Below are 15,096 nucleotides of genomic sequence, written 5' to 3'. Positions count from 1 at the left end.
GTCCGAGCCACGAGGGGGGAGGCTCGGACCGTCCGTTGTACGTAGCGCGGTACTACTCGGTAGCGACAGCGAGCGCCCGCAGTACGTCCGCCACGAGGTCGTCCGTGTCCTCCGCACCGGCCGAGAAACGGATGAAGCCCTCCGGCACCGCGTCGCCTCCCCAACGGCCGCGTCGCTCGGCGGTGGAGCGCACCCCGCCGAAGCTCGTGGCGTCGTCCACCAGGCGGAGCGCGTCGAGGAAACGGTCGGCACGCGCGCGCGTGGGCAACGCGAACGACACCACGCACCCGTAGCGCCGCATCTGCTGCGAGGCGATCTTGTGCGAGGGATCGTCGGGCAGCCCGGGGTAGCGCAATCCGGTGACCTCGGGCCGGCCCTTGAGCGCCTCGGCCACCGCCAGGGCGTTGACGTTCTGCCGGTCGGCACGCAGCTGGAGCGTGGCGAGCGAGCGGTGCGCCAGCCAAGCCTCCATCGGGCCCGGGATCGCTCCGACGATCTTGCGCCATCGCCTCACACCGGCCATCAGCGCGGGGTCACGCCCGGCGACGTACCCGAGCAGCACATCCCCGTGACCGGTCAGCTGCTTCGTTCCGCTGGCCACGGCGAAGTCGGCACCCAGATCCAGCGGGCGCTGCCCCAAAGGTGTCGCCAGGGTGTTGTCGACGGCCACCAGACACCCACGCGCGCGTGCCGCCTCGCTGAGGCGCCGCACGTCGCACACGTCCAGCCCCGGGTTCGAGGGTGTCTCGATCCACAGCAGCCTGGCGCCGTCCAGAGCGTCGAGCTGGGCGTCGCCGCCCGTCGGTGCGCTGCGCACCTCGACGCCGTAGGACCGCAGCTGCTCGCCGGCCAGCGGAAGCACGTTGTAGCCGTCGCTCGGCAGGACGAGGACGTCACCGGAGCGGACCTGGGAGAAGAGGACGGCCGAGATGGCGGCCATGCCGGAGGCGAAGGCGACCGTCTCGACGTCGTCCTGCCCGGGGGCCTCCAGTTCGCCGATGGCCTGTTCCAGAAGGGTCCAGGTGGGGTTCTGGTCGCGTCCGTAGGCGTACGGGCCCGTGGGCTCGCCCGGCAGGTGGTAGTGGGCGGCGAAGACCGGCCCGGGGAGGGTGGGTTCGTGCTTGACGGGCTCGGGCAGTCCGGCGCGCACCGCGCGGGTGCCCTCGCCGGGGCCCGAAGCTGGGTTCTCCGCGCTCATGCGGCCCCTACCTCCACCTTTTCGCGTACGGCGGCCAGCAGACCCGGGCTCGCGGCCTCCACGAGTTCCAGGCACTCCTCGAACCCGTCCATGCCCCCGTAGTAGGGGTCCGGAACGTCGAGGTCGTCTCCGGCAGCGGGGTCGTAGGAGCGCAGGAGCCGGACCTTGTCCGCGTCCGCCGCCGTCGGCGCGAGGCGGCGCAGGGCCTTGAGGTGGCCCTCGTCGAGGGCTATGACGAGGTCGAGGCGGGAGAACCACGAGACCTGGAACTGCCGGGCCGCGTGGACGCTGTCGTAGCCGTTGGACTCCAGGACGGAGACCGTGCGCGGATCGGCGGCGTCGCCCTCGTGCCAGCCCCCGGTGCCCGCGCTGTCGACCTCGACCAGTCCGCCGAGGCCCGCCTTCTCTATGCACGTGCGGAAGACGGACTCGGCCATCGGGGAACGACAGATGTTGCCGGTGCAGACGAAGCAGACTCGGTACGTCATGCCGGACCCTCAGTCCCCGTCGGGCAGGACGAGGGAGAGCGCCCAGGAGACGATCGAGATGATCAGGCCGCCGAGAACGGCGGTCCAGAAGCCCTCCACCTGGAAACTCAGATCGAGGACGTCGGCCAGCCACGAGGTGAGCATCAGCATCAGGGCGTTCACGACCAGCGTGAACAGGCCGAGCGTCAGGATGAACAGGGGGAGGGTCAGCAGCTGCACCAGCGGCTTGACCACCGCGTTCACCAGACCGAAGACGAGGGCGACCAGCAGCAGCGTGCCGACCTTCTTGCCCGTGCTGTCCCCGGTCAGCGTGATCTTGTCGACCAGCCACACCGCGACCGCCAGGGCGCCCGCGTTGGCGATCGTCTTGACTAGGAAATTCATCATGTGTCTGATCGTGGCAGAAGCGATCGGTGCGAGTACTGGGCAGGGGCGACTAAGTCGATGAAGGCATTCCGCTTGGACGAGCTTGAGGCGGAGCGCGCCGCCAACGACGGTGCCTACCTGCAGTTCCTGCGCGAGCGGAACATGTCGGTCGGCCTGTACGCGCTCGATGCCGGTGAACTCGATCCGCAGAAGCCGCACGGCCAGGACGAGGTGTACCTCGTCGTGAGCGGCCGTGCCTCGCTCACGGTGGGGCTGGAGACGACCCAGGTGGCGCGCGGCAGTGTCGTGTACGTGCCGGCCGGGGTCGCCCACAAGTTCCACCACATCACCGAGGACCTGAGGGTCGTGGTGGTGTTCTCTCCGCCGGAGGGCTGACGTCCGCTTCGGCGTTCCCTAGGGGGACGATCAGGGTCGGACAAGGGGTGCGAAGCCCCCGGAACACCCATGCGCGGCCCTAGCATCGATGACAGACGGCAGAAAGCCCGGAATCAGTGCCCCGGTGGCGGGCGACGGGTGGAGACACAAGGAGCAAGGGCGATGCGGGAGATCTTGGCGGGGATGCCGTGGTGGGTGAAGTGGATCGCGGTGCCGGTCATCGCCCTGCTGGTGTTCGGTGGGCTGATAGTCAGCGTCGTCCAGGTCGTGGTGGGCCTGCTCTTCAAGGTGCTGGTCTTCGTGGCCCTGGTCGGCGGACTGATCTACGTCGTCAGGAAGTTCACGGCGGGATCCTCGTCGCGCGGCGACTGGTGAGACGTCAGCGGCGTGCAACGGCTGAGGCGTGAGTGGGTGAGCCCGGTCAGGGCACGCCGGTAACAGGAACGTGAGGTTCCCTCGCCAGGGGGAAGTTTCCCGGCGGGGCCGTATGCGCGCGGTGACGGGCGGCTAGAGTCCGGAAACTCGTCGCGGGCTCGATCCCCGCGGGCGGCGCATCTCCTCCCGTGTCCCCCGCACGGGCGGCCCTCCTCGCGCTTCGGGAGTGACCCTTGGCCACGGCTGACACCGCACCAGCAGAACCGCTCTCCCCGTCCGCCCGGCCACGTTCCCGGTCGGCCCAGAGCGCGGTTCCTCCCACCCAGCCGGGCCCACGATCGACACCTGCGACGGCTGCCGAGCAGTCCCGTGTGCGGGCCCCGGAGACGCACGGCCCACCATCACCTCCGCGTACGACGCCCTCGACGGCCTCGGCTCCCCCGGTGCAGCCACGTACCTCGCCGGGCGAGGAAGACGTGCGGCGGCCAGAGTCTCCCGCGCCCCGGGCGCGGACGCAGCGGCCGGCTGCCTCGGGTTCGTCCCCGGCTCAGGCACAGACGCCGTCATCATCACCGCCTACTGAAGCCCAGCTGCTGACATCACCTCGGGGCCAGGCGACAGGGCTCGTCCGCTCTGTGCCCTCGCACGGGCACGGGCCGGGGAGGAGCGCGCGCATCCCGTCTCCCGCGCCGCCGACCGTGCCGGAGTCGAATTCCGGCACCCTGATCGGTTCCGTGCAGCGGGCGATGCGGCTGCTGGAGGCCGTCGCCGAGCGGGAACACGGAGCTCCCGCCAAACAGTTGGCCCGGGACGCCGGGCTCGCGCTGCCCACGGCGTACCACCTGCTCCGCACGCTCGTCCATGAGGGCTATCTGCGGCGGGAGAAGGGATTGTTCTTCCTCGGCGAGGCGGCCGAGCGGCTGAGCAGCAGCGGAGCGCAGCAGAAACGTCGCAGCACGGTGAGCGAGGCACTGGCGCACTGGCGGGACGCCCTGGGCGTGCCCGTCTACTTCGCGATCTACCGGGACGGCGAGATCGAGGTCATGTGCGTCGCCGACAGCCCGAGCGCCCCGGCCGTCGAGGAATGGGCCGACTTCCGCGAGACGGGGCACGCCCACGCCATCGGGCAGTGTCTGCTGTCCCAGCTGAGCGAGGAGGCCCGCCGCGACCATCTGGACCGCTATCCGGTGCAGTCGCTCACCCCGTACACGGTCCGTGACGAGGAGACGCTGCTGCGGCGGCTGGGGCGCCTCGGGCGCATGGAACCGGTGGTGGAGCAGCAGGAGTACGCCCTCGGGACGGTCTGTGCCGCGATTCCCATCACCGTGGGGACGACTGCCGGGACGCTCGCCATCTCGCTGCCCGCGCACCAGGCGGCCCGGCTGATGCCAGTGGCCCGTCAGTTGCAGACGGAGATCGGAAAGCTACTAGGGACACTCGCGATCTCTATCAGCATCTGAAAAATCACTCCTTGTGATCTCACGTGTACTTTCAGCAAACTTCCAGGGGTGTCAGGCGGATGATCCTGGCCAGTCGACGAACACGGCGGGGTAGGCGATGCGCGAGTCGGTACAGGCAGAGGTCATGATGAGCTTCCTCGTCTCGGAGGAGCTCTCCTTCCGCATTCCCGTGGAGCTGCGTTACGAGACCTGTGATCCCTATGCCGTGCGGCTGACCTTTCACCTGCCCGGAGATGCCCCGGTGACCTGGGCCTTCGGGCGGGAGCTGCTCATCGACGGAGTGGGCCGACCGTGCGGGGACGGGGACGTCCACATCGCGCCCGCAGATCCGGAGACGTTCGGCGAGGTCCTGATCCGGCTTCAGGTGGGAAGCGACCAGGCGATGTTCCGGGTCGGCACGGCGCCCCTGGTGGCCTTCCTGGACCGCACGGACAAGCTCGTGCCGCTGGGCCAGGAGCGTTCCCTCGCCGACTTCGACGCACTGCTCGACGAAGCGCTGGACCGCATCCTGGCGGAGGAACAGAGCGCGGGCTGAACGTTACGGCGCCGGGGGTGCCGTAACGCTTCAGCGCTTGCGCCGACGGCCCCTTCCGCCATGGGCCGGAGCGGGCACGGACGTCGCTTCGGCGGTGTTCGGGCGGTCGGCGGAGACGACGAGGGCGGCCAGCGCGGTGGTCACCGGCACCGATGCCACCAGGCCGATCGAGCCGACGAGCGTGCGCACGATCTCCTCGGCGACCAGCTCGCTGTTGGCGACCGTGCCGACGCTGCTCTGCGCGATCGAGAAGAGCAGCAGCAGCGGCAGCGCGGCACCGGCGTAGGCGAGAACGAGGGTGTTGACCACCGACGCGATGTGGTCGCGGCCGATCCGGATGCCCGCGCGGTACAGGTTCCGCCAGCCCATCATCGGGTTGGCCTCGTGCAGCTCCCAGACCGCCGACGTCTGTGTCACCGTCACGTCGTCGAGCACACCGAGCGAACCGATGATGACGCCCGCCAGCAGCAGACCGCTCATGTCGATCGTCGGGTACAGCCCATGGATCAGACCGGTGTTGTCGTCCGTGTTGCCGGTCAGGTAGGCCCAGTCGATGAACCCCGACCCCAGCACGCCGATCAGCAGCAGCGAGATCAGGGTGCCGATCACCGCCACGGATGTCCGGGCCGAGAGCCCGTGGCACATGTAGAGGGCGATGAGCATGATGGCGCTCGCCCCGACCACCGCCACCACCAGCGGGTTCGAGCCCTGCAGGATGGCCGGCAGGATGAAGAGGGTCAGCACCAGGAAGCTGACGGCCAGCGCCACGAGGGCCATGACGCCCCGCATCCGGCCCACGACCACGACGGCGAGCGCGAAGATCCCGGCGAGCAGCGCCATCGGCAACTTCCGGTTCACATCGGTGACCGAGTACTGCAGGTCCTTCGGCGCGGCCGGTTCGTACGCGACCACGACCTCCTGACCCTGCTCCAACTGCCGTGACTGGTCCGGCTGGACGATCTCCGTGAACGTGCGGCCCTTGTCGTCACCGGTGTCGATCCGGACCGTGGCCTTCTTGCAGGTGCCGTTCGCCTGCTGCTGGGCGGACGAGCCCTCGGCGGTGGATGTGTCGCCGGTCGGAGTGCCGCCCGAGGCGTTCACCGACGAGCAGCTGACTTCTTCGACCTTGGTGACGGTGGCCTGCTGCGTCTGTCGGTCGAAACCCACCCCCGTGCGTTCGTGCGCCGGGGCGCCGCCGGGCCAGAGCACGACGAGTCCCACGACGACCGCGGTCGCGAAGGGGATCAGCACCGCCGCGATGACCTTGCGCAGATGCTGCGAAACGGGCGCGGCGGGGCCGTGGCTATGACTGTGGGAATGGCCGTGGCCGCCGTCGGAGCCATGCCCACGGCCGTTTCCGGGGCCATGGCCGTGGGGCGGCTCGGAGGGCGGAGGCGGGGGCTGCTGCGTCGTGGTCACCGACCGATCATCGCAAGAACGAGCGATGCCCACTGTTCACCGCGCCACATCTGCCGCTAGCGTGGAGGCACCTTTGCACACGCGGGAGCTCGGAGCACCGGGCTGAGAGGGCGCTGACCTCCGCAGACGCGATGTTTCACGTGGAACATCGTCGGGCGGAAATCGCTGCGTCGACCGCTGAACCTGTTACCGGGTAATGCCGGCGTAGGGAGTAGGTCTCATGACCATCGAGGACACACGCACGCCTGCCTCCAGCCAGACGGGCGGAGCCTCCGCTGCGTCCGAGGGCGACAACAGTCAGGGTGAACAGTCCCTGGAGGCCGGGAAGTCCATCGGCTGGCACAAGGCGTACATCGAGGGCTCACGCCCCGATCTGCGCGTGCCGGTCCGCCAGGTGCACCTCACCAACGGACAGTCCGTCACCCTGTACGACACCTCCGGCCCGTACACCGATCCGACCGCGGAGACCGACGTCAGGCGGGGCCTGCTCCCCCTGCGCGAGAACTGGATCATCGCCAGGGGAGACACCGAGGAGTATGCGGGCCGTCCGGTCCGCCCCGAGGACGACGGGATCAAGCACACCTCGCCGCGTGGCGGGCTGCGCAACCTCGACGCGGTGTTCCCGGGGCGACCGCGCCAGCCCCGCCGGAGCCGCGACGGCCAGGCCGTGACCCAACTCGCGTACGCACGACGCGGGGAGATCACCCCCGAGATGGAGTACGTGGCCGTTCGGGAGAACGTCTCGCCGGAGGTCGTCCGTGAGGAGATCGCCGCGGGCCGGGCCGTACTGCCCGCGAACGTCAATCACCCCGAGATCGAGCCGATGATCATCGGCAAGCGGTTCCTGGTGAAGGTCAACGCCAACATCGGGAACTCCGCGGTCACCTCCTCCATCGAGGAGGAGGTCGAGAAGATGACCTGGGCGACCCGCTGGGGCGCCGACACGGTCATGGACCTGTCGACCGGCCGGAACATCCACACCACCCGCGAATGGGTGCTGCGCAACTCCCCCGTCCCCATCGGCACGGTGCCGCTGTACCAGGCGCTCGAGAAGGTCGACGGCAAGGCCGAAGAGCTCACCTGGGAGATCTACAAGGACACCGTCATCGAGCAGGCCGAACAAGGTGTGGACTACATGACGGTCCACGCGGGCGTGCGCCTCGCGTATGTGCCGCTCACCGCGAACCGCAAGACCGGCATCGTCTCGCGCGGTGGCTCGATCATGGCGGCCTGGTGCCTCGCCCATCACAAGGAGTCGTTCCTCTACGAGAACTTCGAGGAACTGTGCGAGATCCTCGCCGCCTACGACGTCACCTACTCCCTCGGTGACGGCCTGCGGCCCGGCTCCATCGCGGACGCCAACGACGAGGCGCAGTTCGCGGAGTTGCGCACGCTCGGGGAACTCAACCGGATCGCGAAGCGTTTCCACGTACAGACCATGATCGAGGGCCCGGGACATGTCCCGATGCACAAGATCAAGGAGAACATCGACCTGCAGCAGGAGATCTGCGATGAGGCTCCGTTCTATACGCTCGGCCCGCTGACGACGGACGTCGCTCCGGCGTACGACCACATCACCTCGGGCATAGGCGCCGCGATGATCGCATGGTGGGGTACGGCGATGCTCTGCTACGTCACTCCCAAGGAGCACTTGGGACTGCCCAACCGTGACGACGTGAAGACCGGCGTCATCACCTACAAGATCGCGGCCCATGCGGCGGACATCGCCAAGGGACACCCGGGCGCACAGGAGTGGGACGACGCGTTGTCGGATGCCCGCTTCGAGTTCCGCTGGGAGGATCAGTTCAACCTGGCCCTCGACCCCGACACGGCCCGTGAGTTCCACGACGAGACGCTCCCGGCCGAGCCGGCCAAGACGGCTCACTTCTGCTCCATGTGCGGGCCGAAGTTCTGCTCGATGAAGATCTCCCAGGACATCCGCCGTGAACACGGCGGCTCCCGGGCCGAGATCGAGGCGGGCATGGCCCAGAAGTCCAAGGAGTTCGCGGAGGCGGGGAACCGGGTCTATCTGCCGATGGCGGACTGAAGTAGGTGGGCGGGAGCTTCGCGCACGGCCGTGAGTGGGTTCGTTCGCGGCTCCCGCCGCCGCGGGTGGGCGGTGGTATCGGAGGCCGGTCGTCAGTCCGGCTGGTGCTCCGGTCCGCCGAAGTCCGGGCTGGAGAAGTCCGGGCTGCTGTAGCTGGGCCGGGAGCCGGCGCTGCCGCTCTCCGGGCTGCTGCTGAAGCTCGGGCGGTTGTAACCGAGGTGCGGCATACGGCTGGGCGGGGCCGGACGGTCCGGCTCGAGCAGCAGCGCCGGACCCGGGTTCGCGAGGGCGTCACGGAGGAACGGCAGGATGCCGCGCTCCAGGAGGGCCTCGCGCCAGGCGTCCCTGGCCCGGGTCAACTCCTCGTTCAGCTCGCTGCGCACTCCGTCGTCGAGGAGCGCCGTGGCGTTGTTGCGCAGGGCGGTGAGCAACAGGCCGACGGCGGCCACCAGGATCGCGGCCGCGGTGACCGCGCCGAAGACCCAGCCCGTGGTGAGGAGGGTCTCGGCGATCGCCCGGTCGGGGTCGAGCACTTTCATGACGTACCCGACGAGCAGGAAGAGGACCGCCGCGGTCCCGGCGAGGACCGGAGCGAGCACCGCGGCGACGGCACCGGCGCCCGCACCCTCGGTGACCTCGCCCACGGTGGCGGCGAGCCCCACCGTGGAGCCGTCCGGCTCGCTGGAGCCGGACGCCGTCCCCTCGGCGGCGGGCGTGGTGGCCGACGACGGGCTGCGGAATTCGTCGCGGACCTTGACGTAGTACTGGTATTCGGTCGCCGCGGCGGCTGTGATGATCGCCGAGGCGTTGAGGGCCATGGTGCGCAGTTGTTCGAGGTTGAGCCGCTGGAGGCCTGCGGCGAATTCCGGGCGGTGTGGTGCGGAGCGCAGCGCCTCGCCGAGGATCCGCTCGTACTCCTGGCGGTCCTCACTGAGCAGGTGCTGCGGAACGCTGTTCATGTGCATCCCCCGATGCTCCGTAGGGCTTGTGGCTCGGCATGCTGACGAGCCGTCGGGCAGAAACGGAGGGGAGCCTGCTACGGATAAGCCGATGGTAGAGCGGTGACGGCAGGCGGTGACAGGGGGTTTGAAGAAATTGGCCCCTGGCCAGCGAAGTCTTCCGACGGGGGACGCCTGCCCGTTGACGGCTCAGGTAGGCAGCGGAAGTTCCTGGACCAGCAGCTTTCCGGCCATGGTCACACCGCCGTCCATGGCGACGGCCAGACCGTCCGCATAGGTGTACGGTCCGTCGACCGAGGGCCCCGTGCCGTCTTCGCCGTCCTCCGAGCCGACCTCTCCCAGGAGGTACGGAATCGGGCTATGACCATGGACGATGCGGCTGCCGCCGTAGGTCTCGAGCAGTGAGCGCACGGCATCGGCGCCCTCGTCGCGGAAGGAGAAGCGACGGGTGAACTTGCGGAAGAGGTCCCAGACCTCGTCCGGGTCGTTGCGCGTGATCGTCTCGCGGACGGTGTCATTGACCGCCTCGATGGAGTCGCCGTAGTCGCGGTAGGCGGTGGTGTCGGAATGCACCAGGAGGTGGCCGTCGACCTCCTCCATGGCGTCCAGACGGGCCATCCACTGGAGGTGGTGGTCCTGGAGGCGGTCCATGTCGGTCTTCTGGCCGCCGTTGAGGAGCCAGGCGGCCTGGAAGGTGGCCGTGCCCGCGCCGGAGTTGACGGGGGTGTCGCCGAAGCGCTTGGCGCCCAGCAGCAGCAGCTCGTGGTTGCCCATGAGGGCCTTGCAGTAGCCGCCGGCCGCGGCGGCCTCGGCGGACAGGCGCATCACGAGGTCGATGACGCCGATGCCGTCCGGGCCCCGGTCGGTGAAGTCGCCGAGGAACCAGAGCCGGGCGGTGCCCGCCGACCAGTTGCCCGCGGCGTCGACGAGGCCCTTCTCGCGGAGCGCGGCGAGGAGTTCGTCCAGGTAGCCGTGGACGTCCCCGACGACGAAGAGCGGGCTCGGCCGGGCGGAGGAAGGCTCGGCCGCCGTGGTCTCCGGGTCGATCACGACCTGGAGTGTGTCGCCCCGGTTGATCACCGGAAGGTCGCGCTGGGTCGGGGTGTACCCCTCGGGGTAGCCCTCAGGATCCTCGGCGGGCCCGGAGGCTTCGCCCGGGTCCGCGGAGTGTCCGTACGGACCGGCCTCGTGGACGTACGCGGGCACGCGGAAATCGCGCACCGTCGGCGTCCGCACCTCGGGTCCCTGACCGGCCCCCTGAGTCATCGACCCCTCCACCACCATCGCCCGCATCTGCACCGTGTCGGACTGCCTGGTCGCAGCGGCCCGCGCGGTGTGTGCGCCCATCATAGGAATGCGGATCGCGCCGTGTGATGACCCAGGGGTGGTGAAATGGCGCAGGGCCCCAGTTCACCGCGGTTTTCTCCCGAATTGGGCGGGGCTCTCCCCGCCCAATTCCCGTTCGGATCCTCAAGTGGGGCGTCAACCCGCTTCAGGTGATCGTGGTGGACTGACCGTCGTACGCGGTGGACGCCGCTCGGACGAGGTCCGCACGATCAACTCCGTCGGTATCACCTGCTCGACCGGTTGGTCCGATTCGACCCCCTCGATCGCGTCGATGAGGAGTTGGACCACAGCCGTGCCGATCCGACGCGGCTTCAGCGAGAGCGTGGTGATCGGCGGCTCGGTGGTCGCGTACACCGCCGACTCGCTGCAGCAGACCAGCAGCAGGTCGTCGGGGACGCGCAGACCGTAACGCCGGGCCGCGGCCAGCAGGTCGGTGCCGTTCGGATCGAAGAGGCCGTAGACCGCGTCCGGGCGGTCCGGCCGGGCCAGAAGTCGGTCGGCCGCGACGGCTCCGGCGCACGGATCGTGCGCCGGATAGGCCTCGTAGACAGGATCCTGGCCCACGCGCTCGCACCAGCGCAGGTATGCGGTGGTGGAGAGATGTGTGTACGTGTCCGTCGACGTGCCGGTGAGGAGCCCGATCCGGCGGGCGCCCGCGTCGGCCAGGTGGTCGAGGATGCCGAGGACGGCGGCCTCGTGGTCGTTGTCGACCCACGCGGTGACCGGCAGTGAGCCGGCCGGTCGGCCGTCGGAGACCACCGGTAATCCCTGGCGGACCAGTTCACTGACGACCGGGTCGTGGTCGGAGGGGTCGATGACCACGGTGCCGTCGAGGGCGACGTTCGACCACACGTCGTGCCGCGAGGTCGCGGGGAGGATGACCAGGGCGTAGCCCCGGGCCAGCGCGGCCGAGGTGGCGGCCCGCGCCATTTCCGCGAAGTACGCGAACTCGGTGAAGGTGAAAGGTTCATCCCCGTAGGTGGTCACGGTCAGGCCGATGAGGCCCGATTTGCCGGTTCTGAGAGTTCGGGCGGCCGCCGAGGGGCGGTAGCCAAGTCGGTCGGCGACCTCGCGTACATGGCGTCGGGTGGCGTCCGGGAGCCGGCCCTTGCCGTTGAGGGCGTCGGAAACGGTCGTGATGGAGACTCCGGCGGCGGCGGCCACGTCCCGGATGCCCGCTCGGCCCGACCGGCTGCCTCGGCGGGGAGTTTCCGCGCGGCTCACCTGGTGCTTCCCTGCTGCTGTCATGGCGAGCCGATAGTAGGGCTCATGCGGTGGGGTAGTGCGGACGCATATGCACTCGTTGACAGGCACGTTTCTGCAAGGTCACGAAGGGCCAATTTCCTTGCATTGTAAGGGAGTTGGGTCATCCCAAGTAAGGACGTGACTTGTCGACGCGCATGGGCCTGCCAAGTAGCTGATGTTTCGAAGAGGTCTCAACTCACCTGGACGGGTGATGCGCGCTACGGCGTGAGCCACCGGCGCGTGCGTTCCTGAGCGGTGCGCCCCCTGATTCGTACACCTTCGTGCCCTGATGCCCCTGGGGCGGATGTGACGGTGGAGGAGTGGGCGTGGGAGGGCGGAGGAACGGACGTGGGACGGACGGGGAGCAGACGCGGTTGTCCACAGGCCATTCGCAGGGGCGCCGAATCCTCATAAGGTGAGAAGCATTACGTCGACGAGGAGGACTGCGGTGAGCGAGACGAGCCCCAAGCTGCGAGCCGAGCTGGAGGGTATCCCCACCTACAAGCCCGGCAAGCCGGCCGCGGCGGGCGGCCCGGTGGCGTACAAGCTGTCCTCCAACGAGAACCCGTATCCGCCGCTGCCCGGTGTGCTGGAGAGCGTGACGGGTTCGGCCGCGTCCTTCAACCGGTACCCGGACATGGCGTGCACGGGGCTGATGAGCGAGCTCGCGGACCGGTTCGGGGTGCCGGTCACGGACCTCGCCACGGGCACCGGCTCGGTCGGTGTGGCTCAGCAGCTGGTGCAGGCGACCTCGGGGCCGGGCGACGAGGTGATCTACGCCTGGCGGTCGTTCGAGGCGTATCCGATCATCGCGCAGATCAGCGGGGCCACGTCCGTGCAGGTGCCCTTGACGCCGGGCGATGTGCACGACCTGGACGCGATGGCGGACGCGATCACCGACCGGACCCGGTTGATTTTCGTCTGCAACCCGAACAACCCGACGGGTACGGCGGTCCGCCGCGCCGAGCTGGAGCGGTTCCTCGACCGGGTACCCGGCGATGTGCTGGTCGTGCTGGACGAGGCGTACCGCGAATTCGTGCGGGACGTCGAGGTGCCGGACGGCGTCGAGTTCTACCGGGAGCGGCCGAACGTGTGTGTGCTGCGCACCTTCTCGAAGGCGTACGGGCTCGCGGGACTGCGAGTGGGCTTCGCGATCGCTCACGAGCCGGTGGCGGCCGCGCTGCGGAAGACGGCCGTGCCGTTCGGTGTGAGCCAACTCGCACAGGACGCCGCTGTCGCCTCGCTGCGCGCCGAGGACGAGCTGCTCGGCCGGGTCGGTTCGCTGGTCTGCGAGCGGAACCGGGTGCTCGAGGGGCTGCGCGGTCAGGGGTGGACGGTGCCGGAGACGCAGGCGAACTTCGTCTGGCTGCGGCTGGGGGAGCGCACCGTCGACTTCGCCGGCGCGTGCGAGCAGGCCGGTGTCGTCGTGCGGCCGTTCCCGGGCGAGGGCGTGCGGGTGACGATCGGCGAGACCGAGGCCAACGACATCTTCCTCAAGGTGACGGAGACGTTCCGCAAGGAGCTGTAGTCGGGGTTCCGGGCGGCCCTGCGGGGCCGTTGACCAGGGGTCCGGGGATTCTTCTCCGGGCCCCTGGCCTTTTTTGGGGACCCCTGGATCCCGCCTCGAACGGCCATGCCATAATTGCTTGTGAATGTGAACGCGTTCACAAGCGCATCCTGGTTGTCCTGAGATGTACGTGTCACCCGGGACAGGCTGCCGCAGTGCCACGGCATGTAAGGAGAAGACGTGGATCTCGCTCTGGCGCCGGAGACTCTGGCGCGATGGCAGTTCGGCATCACGACCGTCTACCACTTCCTCTTCGTCCCCCTGACGATCTCGCTCGCCGCGCTCACCGCGGGCCTGCAGACCGCCTGGGTGCGCTCGGGGAAGGAGAAGTACCTCCAGGCCACCAAGTTCTGGGGCAAACTCTTTCTGATCAACATCGCGATGGGTGTCGTCACCGGCATCGTGCAGGAGTTCCAGTTCGGCATGAACTGGTCCGACTACTCCCGCTTCGTCGGTGATGTCTTCGGAGCCCCGCTCGCCTTCGAGGCGTTGATCGCCTTCTTCTTCGAGTCCACCTTCATCGGCCTGTGGATCTTCGGCTGGGACAAGCTCCCGCAGAAGATCCATCTGGCATGCATCTGGATGGTCTCCATAGGCACGATCCTGTCGGCGTACTTCATCCTCGCGGCCAACTCGTGGATGCAGCACCCGGTGGGCTATCGGATCAACGAGGCGAAGGGCCGGGCCGAGCTCACCGACTTCTGGCTCGTCCTGACCCAGAACACCGCGCTGACGCAGGTCTTCCACACCCTCGCGGCGGCCTTCCTCGCCGGCGGAGCCTTCATGGTCGGCATCGCCGCCTTCCACCTGGCCCGCAAGAAGCACATCCCGATGATGAAGACCTCGCTGCGCCTCGGCCTGGTCACCGTCGTGGTGGCCGGCATGCTCACCGCGATCAGCGGCGACCTGCTCGGCAAGGTCATGTTCAAGCAGCAGCCGATGAAGATGGCCGCCGCCGAGGCCCTGTGGGACGGTGAGGCGCCAGCGCCGTTCTCCGTCTTCGCCTACGGCGACGTCGACGAGGGCCACAACAAGGTCGCCGTCGAGATCCCCGGCCTGCTGTCCTTCCTCGCCAACGACGACTTCGACTCGTACGTCCCCGGCATCAACGACGTCAACAAGTCCGAACAGGAGAAGTTCGGGCCCGGCGACTACCGGCCCAACATTCCCGTCGCCTACTGGGGCTTCCGCTGGATGATCGGCTTCGGCATGGCCTCCGTCGCGATCGGCGCGGCCGGCCTCTGGCTCACCCGCCGGAAGTTCCTGTTGCCGCAGCATCTGCGGGTCGGCGACGACGATGTGCCGCATCTCGTCCTGCTGCCGAAGAAGGCCCTCGGTCCGACGCTCACCAAGTGGTACTGGCGCATCGCGGTCCTGACCCTCGGTTTCCCGTTGATCGCCAGCTCCTGGGGCTGGATCTTCACCGAGATGGGCCGCCAGCCCTGGGTCGTCTACGGCGTGCTGCGCACCGAGGACGCGGTCTCCCCCGGGGTCTCCCAGGGCGAGATCATCACCTCGATGCTCGTCTTCACCACGCTGTACGCGATCCTCGCCGTCGTCGAGGTCAAGCTGCTCGTGAAGTACGTCAAGGCGGGACCGCCCGAGCTGACGGAGGCCGACCTCAACCCGCCCACGAAGATCGGCGGCGACTCCCGTGACGCCGACAAGCCGATGGCCTTCTCGTACTAGGCCGC

The 15,096-nt window shown here is 68.8% G+C and carries 14 protein-coding genes; 7 read left to right on the top strand and 7 right to left on the bottom strand.

What is annotated here, in order from left to right; translation table 11 throughout:
• Positions 1-52: 52 nt before the first annotated feature.
• Genes PUR53_RS29360 through PUR53_RS29350 form a run of 3 tightly spaced genes read right to left on the bottom strand, consistent with a single transcriptional unit; the run spans position 53 to position 2,073 of the window.
• Positions 53-1,198 (bottom strand): cystathionine gamma-lyase, encoded by a 1,146-nt coding sequence (locus PUR53_RS29360; protein ID WP_329901843.1) that lies wholly within the window; start codon positions 1,196-1,198, stop codon positions 53-55.
• Positions 1,195-1,686: a low molecular weight protein-tyrosine-phosphatase gene (locus PUR53_RS29355; RefSeq protein WP_329901844.1), complete on the bottom strand. Its 492-nt coding sequence runs from the start codon at positions 1,684-1,686 to the stop codon at positions 1,195-1,197. The genes PUR53_RS29360 and PUR53_RS29355 overlap by 4 nt, the downstream gene beginning before the upstream one ends.
• Before the next feature lie 9 nt (positions 1,687-1,695).
• Positions 1,696-2,073, bottom strand: coding sequence for a phage holin family protein (locus PUR53_RS29350; RefSeq protein WP_329901845.1), 378 nt, complete (start codon positions 2,071-2,073; stop codon positions 1,696-1,698).
• A gap of 57 nt (positions 2,074-2,130) precedes the next feature.
• On the opposite strand from PUR53_RS29350, the gene PUR53_RS29345 reads away from it, so the two are divergent.
• The 4 genes from PUR53_RS29345 to PUR53_RS29330 all read left to right on the top strand — a co-directional run bounded on the left by PUR53_RS29345 (position 2,131) and on the right by PUR53_RS29330 (position 4,818).
• The gene (locus PUR53_RS29345; protein WP_329901846.1) at positions 2,131-2,448 is read left to right on the top strand and encodes a cupin domain-containing protein; all 318 of its coding nucleotides are present in this window, start codon (positions 2,131-2,133) and stop codon (positions 2,446-2,448) included.
• A 162-nt stretch (positions 2,449-2,610) separates the two neighbouring features.
• Positions 2,611-2,823: a DUF5326 family protein gene (locus PUR53_RS29340; protein WP_239755821.1), complete on the top strand. Its 213-nt coding sequence runs from the start codon at positions 2,611-2,613 to the stop codon at positions 2,821-2,823.
• A 734-nt stretch (positions 2,824-3,557) separates the two neighbouring features.
• Positions 3,558-4,283, top strand: coding sequence for an IclR family transcriptional regulator (locus tag PUR53_RS29335; protein WP_392310205.1), 726 nt, complete (start codon positions 3,558-3,560; stop codon positions 4,281-4,283).
• A 97-nt stretch (positions 4,284-4,380) separates the two neighbouring features.
• Positions 4,381-4,818, top strand: a complete 438-nt coding sequence (locus PUR53_RS29330) for an SsgA family sporulation/cell division regulator (protein ID WP_033530686.1) — start codon at positions 4,381-4,383, stop codon at positions 4,816-4,818.
• 30 nt (positions 4,819-4,848) lie between these two features.
• Here PUR53_RS29330 and PUR53_RS29325 read toward each other — a convergent pair whose 3' ends face one another.
• Entirely contained in the window at positions 4,849-6,237 is a 1,389-nt protein-coding gene (locus PUR53_RS29325) for a YibE/F family protein (protein ID WP_329901848.1), read from the bottom strand.
• A gap of 220 nt (positions 6,238-6,457) precedes the next feature.
• Here PUR53_RS29325 and thiC point away from each other — a divergent pair, with 220 nt between their 5' ends.
• A complete protein-coding gene (gene thiC / locus PUR53_RS29320; protein WP_329901849.1) occupies positions 6,458-8,284 on the top strand; it encodes a phosphomethylpyrimidine synthase ThiC in 1,827 nt (608 codons plus the stop codon).
• A 92-nt stretch (positions 8,285-8,376) separates the two neighbouring features.
• Here thiC and PUR53_RS29315 read toward each other — a convergent pair whose 3' ends face one another.
• The 3 genes from PUR53_RS29315 to PUR53_RS29305 all read right to left on the bottom strand — a co-directional run bounded on the left by PUR53_RS29315 (position 8,377) and on the right by PUR53_RS29305 (position 11,838).
• On the bottom strand, positions 8,377-9,249 hold the full coding sequence (locus PUR53_RS29315) for a hypothetical protein (protein ID WP_329901850.1): 873 nt from the start codon (positions 9,247-9,249) through the stop codon (positions 8,377-8,379).
• 183 nt (positions 9,250-9,432) lie between these two features.
• On the bottom strand, positions 9,433-10,509 hold the full coding sequence (locus PUR53_RS29310; protein ID WP_329910188.1) for a metallophosphoesterase family protein: 1,077 nt from the start codon (positions 10,507-10,509) through the stop codon (positions 9,433-9,435).
• Between the two features lie 216 nt (positions 10,510-10,725).
• Positions 10,726-11,838 (bottom strand): LacI family DNA-binding transcriptional regulator, encoded by a 1,113-nt coding sequence (locus PUR53_RS29305; protein WP_239755808.1) that lies wholly within the window; start codon positions 11,836-11,838, stop codon positions 10,726-10,728.
• Between the two features lie 445 nt (positions 11,839-12,283).
• Here PUR53_RS29305 and hisC point away from each other — a divergent pair, with 445 nt between their 5' ends.
• Both hisC and PUR53_RS29295 read left to right on the top strand, forming a co-directional pair.
• Complete coding sequence (hisC, locus tag PUR53_RS29300) at positions 12,284-13,363, top strand: histidinol-phosphate transaminase (protein WP_329910187.1); 1,080 nt, start codon at positions 12,284-12,286, stop codon at positions 13,361-13,363.
• Positions 13,364-13,582: 219 nt separating this feature from the next.
• Positions 13,583-15,091, top strand: coding sequence for a cytochrome ubiquinol oxidase subunit I (locus PUR53_RS29295; protein WP_329910186.1), 1,509 nt, complete (start codon positions 13,583-13,585; stop codon positions 15,089-15,091).
• Positions 15,092-15,096: the final 5 nt, after the last annotated feature.

This window comes from Streptomyces sp. SP18BB07 (assembly GCF_036322545.1).
Taxonomy (GTDB): domain Bacteria; phylum Actinomycetota; class Actinomycetes; order Streptomycetales; family Streptomycetaceae; genus Streptomyces; species Streptomyces deccanensis.
This window is presented reverse-complemented; position numbering and strand designations above follow the sequence as displayed.

Excerpts from the sequence above, each read along its gene's own strand:
- PUR53_RS29360 (WP_329901843.1), bottom strand. The coding sequence starts at position 1,198 with ATGAGCGCGGAGAACCCAGCTTCGGGCCCCGGCGAGGGCACCCGCGCG.
- PUR53_RS29355 (WP_329901844.1), bottom strand. The coding sequence starts at position 1,686 with ATGACGTACCGAGTCTGCTTCGTCTGCACCGGCAACATCTGTCGTTCC.
- PUR53_RS29350 (WP_329901845.1), bottom strand. The coding sequence starts at position 2,073 with ATGATGAATTTCCTAGTCAAGACGATCGCCAACGCGGGCGCCCTGGCG.
- PUR53_RS29345 (WP_329901846.1), top strand. The coding sequence starts at position 2,131 with ATGAAGGCATTCCGCTTGGACGAGCTTGAGGCGGAGCGCGCCGCCAAC.
- PUR53_RS29340 (WP_239755821.1), top strand. The coding sequence starts at position 2,611 with ATGCGGGAGATCTTGGCGGGGATGCCGTGGTGGGTGAAGTGGATCGCG.
- PUR53_RS29330 (WP_033530686.1), top strand. The coding sequence starts at position 4,381 with ATGCGCGAGTCGGTACAGGCAGAGGTCATGATGAGCTTCCTCGTCTCG.
- thiC (WP_329901849.1), top strand. The coding sequence starts at position 6,458 with ATGACCATCGAGGACACACGCACGCCTGCCTCCAGCCAGACGGGCGGA.
- PUR53_RS29315 (WP_329901850.1), bottom strand. The coding sequence starts at position 9,249 with ATGCACATGAACAGCGTTCCGCAGCACCTGCTCAGTGAGGACCGCCAG.
- PUR53_RS29310 (WP_329910188.1), bottom strand. The coding sequence starts at position 10,509 with ATGACTCAGGGGGCCGGTCAGGGACCCGAGGTGCGGACGCCGACGGTG.
- PUR53_RS29305 (WP_239755808.1), bottom strand. The coding sequence starts at position 11,838 with ATGACAGCAGCAGGGAAGCACCAGGTGAGCCGCGCGGAAACTCCCCGC.